This is a genomic window from Paraburkholderia sp. (assembly GCF_035656215.1).
Classification (GTDB): domain Bacteria; phylum Pseudomonadota; class Gammaproteobacteria; order Burkholderiales; family Burkholderiaceae; genus Paraburkholderia.
In genome coordinates, this window is the sequence record NZ_DASRSY010000387.1 from 1 (window position 1) to 4,982 (window position 4,982).

The window sequence follows — 4,982 nt, forward strand, 5'->3', positions numbered from 1 at the left end:
CGCCAATGTCTTTTGCCTCGCTTGGCCTGATCGATCCCTTGCTGCGTAATGTGCAGGACCTCAATTATCAGACACCTACGCCGGTGCAGGCCAAGGCGATTCCTGCTGTGCTCAGTGGCCGCGACGTCATGGCTGCGGCACAGACCGGCACGGGCAAAACGGCGGGTTTTGCGCTGCCGCTGTTGCAACGGCTAGTGCAACACGGCCCGGCGGTGTCCAGCAACCGCACGCGTGTTCTGGTGCTGGTGCCCACGCGTGAACTGGCCGAACAAGTGCTGCAAAGCTTTATCGATTACGGCAAAGGCCTCGACTTACGATTTCTGGCCGCCTACGGCGGTGTGAGTATCAACCCGCAGATGATGAAGTTGCGCAAAGGCGTGGATGTGCTCGTTGCCACGCCGGGCCGTTTGCTAGATCTCAATCGCCAGAACGCAGTGCTGTTTGATCAAGTACAAACGCTGGTGCTGGATGAAGCTGACCGCATGCTGGATCTGGGCTTTGCGCGCGAACTCAACGCCGTCTTTGCTGCCTTGCCCGCTCAGCGCCAGACCCTGCTGTTCTCTGCCACGTTTACCGATGATATCCGCGCCATGGCGGCGGGCATTCTGCACAGCCCGGTCAATATCAGCGTCAGCCCGCCCAATGCCACGGCCAGCAAGATCAAGCAGTGGGTGGTGCCGGTGGATAAAAAGAACAAGCCTGAGCTCTTCATGCACCTTGTGGCTGAGAACAACTGGCAGCACGCGCTGGTGTTCGTCAAAACCCGCAATGGCGTGGAATACCTGGCGGCCATGCTGGATGAAGCGGGCTATGCGGTCGACACCATCCACGGCGACAAACCGCAACCCGCACGCATGCGTGCGCTGGAGCGCTTCAAGACGGGCGAAGTACATATGCTGGTAGCCACCGATGTGGCTGCGCGCGGGCTGGATATCGACGACCTGCCGCTGGTGATCAACGTTGATCTGCCGATCGTGGCGCAAGACTATGTGCACCGTATTGGCCGTACCGGCCGCGCGGGCGCCAGCGGCGTGGCGGTGTCCCTTGTGTGTGCCGATGAAGCGCCGCAACTGGCCGCGATTGAAGCGCTGATCCGGCAAACGCTGCCCCGTGAAGAAGAGCCCGGTTTTGAAGCCGAACACCGCGTGCCGCAAACTAGCGCGACGGGCGAGATCATCAAGAAGCCCAAAAAGCCTAAGAAGCCCAAAGTGCCGCAAGCTGCGTCGGGCGCCATGCAGGTGCCCAGCAAAAAATCGCGCCCGCAAAGTGGCGAAAACAAACGCAAGCCTGCGGCGCAACGCGCTGTGGCCGCGGGTAAAGGCGCAAGCTTGTCCAGCGGTAGCCCATTCAGCGCGCAAAAGCCACGCAGCAAACCCGCCAGCAAGCCAGTTGCGGGTTCACGTAAGCCGGCTGGCAAACCCGCTGGTGGTCGCGGCAAACGCCAACCGTGATCCGTGCGGACGAGTAAGGCCCCCCCCGGAACAGGCAGGCGGTTTGCGGCCCGCTGGCAGACAGCGGCGCGGCTTCGGCGTGCATCAGGTCGGCGGGTAACGGCGCACTGAATCCAGGATCCCTAACAACGTCGGGGCCGAACGGACGTTGAAATCGTGCGTAGCGAGCGTCCGATCGAGCTCGTCTCTGGTGAATGTGTCCGCTTCTCTTGAGGTTTGTTCGACGCCTGCCCGTGTCCGCGGGCTCGGGGGCGCGCGACGGCGCGTGCGGGCAGGCGTTGAATAAACCTTAAGACGACCCGCCGATCACTGACGCGAAGTGACAGACGGTTGATCGACCAGAGCGGTCGTCCGAGAAAGGCCAACCCGGCCCACGTCGAATGTCCATTTTTTGGCGAGCGAAAGGCAGAAGTCGATCCAAAGCCTTCGAAGTCCGCGGCCGAACGAGATTAAAACCGACCGCATCAATCTCGTAGCACCATGTTTCCGATGGGAAAAGTTGCTCAATGGTCGCGTGAACCGACGCTACCCAGGCCTGCCCTTCTCAAATGTTATTATCGGAAACACGACCCGCCTCCCAAGGCGCGCAATTAAGCCGTTGGACCCCATGGACACTCACCTCACCAAACCCGCCGACCAATCGACAACCGACCTCGGTCGCCGCGTCCGCGCCGCCCGCCAGGCGCAGGATTTGACGCTCGAAACCGCGAGCCGCCTCTGCGGCGTCTCCCGCTCGACGCTGTCAAAAGTCGAAAACGGCCTGATGTCCCCCACCTTCGACGTCCTGCAGAAAATCGTCCTCGGCCTGAAGATTGAAATCGGCGAGCTGTTCGGGTCGACACCCAAAGTCAGCGCCAGCGGACGCCGCGCACTGACCCGCAAAGACGAAGGCCAGCGTCACGCCTATCGCGGCTACCAGATGGAGTTACTCGCCACGGATCTGGCGCACAAAGCGATGTTGCCGTTCCGCATCCGCATCTCGGCGCACACGCTGGACGCGTTCGACGACTGGGGCCGTCACGAAGGCGAAGAATTCCTGTACGTGATCAGCGGCAGCGTGTGCCTGTATTCCGAGTTGTACGCGCCGACGCATCTGAACGCTGGCGACAGTCTGTACTTCGACAGCCGCACCGGCCACGCCGCGGTCTCCACCAGCGATGAAGACGCCGAAGTATTGTGGATGGCCACCAGCGTCGACGTCCCGCAAGCACCGGCCACCACCGAACCGACAAAAAAATAGCCAAGGCGCGTGGACCGCGCCACAACACCTCTCAACGCCAAAAGCGAAAACCAATGCCGGTGGCAGCGCTAATGCTACTGCCACCGTTACAGCGCGTTAACAACGCGCAGCCAACGCTAGCTGCGCCAGTTGCGCGATATGCATCGTGTGTTGTCCCGTCCCCTGCTTGATCTGCTCACGGCAACTGAAGCCGTTGGTCAGCACAATCGTTTCCGCGTTCGCAGCAGTAGCGGCACGCACAGCAGGAAACAGCGTGTCTTCGCCGATCTTCTCCGAAAGCGCGTGGTGCTCATCGTTGAAACCGAACGATCCCGCCATTCCACAGCATCCCGTATCGAGCAATGTCCACGTCACGCCGAGCTTGTTCAACAGCGCGGTATCACCTTGCATGCCAAACAGCGCCTTCTGATGACAATGCCCGTGCACGATCACGTCCGCTGCAAGCGTCGGCCAATCGAACGGCTGACGCGCGACGAAATCGGAAAACAGAAAAGTCTGCGCCGACAGCTGTTTCGCTAAAGCATGACCGGGGAGTTGCTTCAGCAACTCATCCTTGAACACTGACAAGCAACCGGGCTCGAGACCGACCAGTGGCACGCCGGCGGCAATATCGTCCCCGAGGTCATCGAGAATCGTGGTCAACAACTCACGCGCACGGTCGAGCAAACCGAAGTCATACAGCGGACGTCCACAACACAAACGGTTCTTCGGCAGCACGACGTGCCAGCCCATTTGCGTGAGCACATCGGCAGCGGCCTGCGCGATCTCGGGCGTGAAATGATCGTTGAAAGTATCGACCCATAGGATGACTTTCTTGATCTCTTCACCAGAACGAGCAGCACGCATAGCTTGAGGCGAGCGCCGCGCAATCTGCCGATAGGTCTGCGCGGCAAACCTCGGCAATTCACGCGCCTGCGCCACCCCGGCAACCCACTTCCCAACCGAAGCCAACCCTGGCGCCGACGTCATGAAATTCGTCAGCCTCGGAAACCTTGCCGCCCACGGCGCCCATTCTCCGACCCGCCCCAAGAACAACGCCTGGCGTGGTCGACGATTCGTCTCGTAGTAATGCGAAAGAAATTCTGCCTTGTATGAAGCCATATCCGTATGCGTCGGGCAATCGGATTTGCAGCCCTTGCACGCGAGGCAGGTATCGAGCGCCTCTTTCACTTCGCGGCTTTGCCAGCCATCGGTGATCACGTCGCCTTGCAGCATTTCCCAGAACAGATGCGCGCGGCCACGTGTCGAATATTTCTCTTCACGTGTCGCGCGATAGCTCGGGCACATCGTGCCGCCTTCGAGCGAGCGGCACTTGCCCATGCCGATGCATCGTTCAATCTCGCGCTGAAAACCGTCGCCTTCCTGACTCGCGAACGTGAGCTTCGTTTGCAAGGTCACTGGTTTGTACGCCGGACCCATACGCAGATTTTCATCAGCGCGATACGCATGCACAACCTTGCCGGGATTCAATCGATTCGCCGGATCCCAGATCGCCTTGAACTGCTCCATGGCCTGCATCAGTTCCGGGCCGTACATGATCGGCAGGAATTCAGCCTTGGCCTGGCCATCGCCGTGTTCGCCGGAAAGCGAGCCGCCGAATTCGACCACCAGTTCCGCCGCTTCGCGCAGAAACTTGCGCCACGTCGCGACGCCTTCCACGCTGCGCAGGTCGAAGGTGATACGTGCGTGCACGCAGCCATCGCCGAAATGGCCGTACAGGCTCGTCTCGTAGCCATAACGATCCACCAGCGCCTGAAACGCGCGCAGATAGCCGCCGAGGCGCATTGGATCGACCGCCGCGTCTTCCCAGCCGACCACCGGATCGGGCGTGCCCGACTCCACCGACAACGCTACCGCCGACGCGCCCGTCTCGCGAATCGACCACACTTTCGCCTGCAACGCGCGATCTTCAACGAGCATCGCCGACACGTCCGGTCCGGCTTCGCCCGACAAAAAATACGCCGCAGCGGTTTCCGCCTGGCGCACGGCATCGTCTTGCGTGTCCGCACCGAATTCGAGCACGACCCAGGCATCGCCTTCGGGCAGTAAAGCGATCTCGTCCTTCTTCAAACCGCGCGCCTGCAAGCCGCGGATGATCGCGCGGTCGAGTCCCTCGATCGCGATCGGCCCGCAGCGCATGAAATGCGGCACGGCATCCGCGGCGATATAGATATCCTTGAAACCGACCACGACGATCACGCGTTTCGCCGGACTCTTCACAAGCCTCACTTTCGCCTGCAGCGTTACCGCGCAGGTGCCTTCGGTACCGACCAGCGCACGCGCGACATTGA

Annotated in this window: 3 protein-coding genes; 2 read left to right on the forward strand and 1 reads right to left on the reverse strand. The window is 61.0% G+C overall.

Annotation, left to right across the window (positions count from 1 at the left end):
• The first annotated feature begins 5 nt into the window (after window positions 1-5).
• Together VFE81_RS22510 and VFE81_RS22515 are read left to right on the forward strand one after the other, a co-directional pair.
• Entirely contained in the window at window positions 6-1,451 is a 1,446-nt protein-coding gene (locus VFE81_RS22510; RefSeq protein WP_325046706.1) for a DEAD/DEAH box helicase, read from the forward strand.
• 607 nt (window positions 1,452-2,058) lie between these two features.
• Window positions 2,059-2,691 (forward strand): XRE family transcriptional regulator, encoded by a 633-nt coding sequence (locus VFE81_RS22515; RefSeq protein WP_325046704.1) that lies wholly within the window; start codon window positions 2,059-2,061, stop codon window positions 2,689-2,691.
• Between the two features lie 96 nt (window positions 2,692-2,787).
• Here VFE81_RS22515 and VFE81_RS22520 read toward each other — a convergent pair.
• The coding region (locus tag VFE81_RS22520) for an FAD-binding and (Fe-S)-binding domain-containing protein (RefSeq protein ID WP_325046705.1) at window positions 2,788-4,982 on the reverse strand (2,195 nt) is incomplete at its 5' end.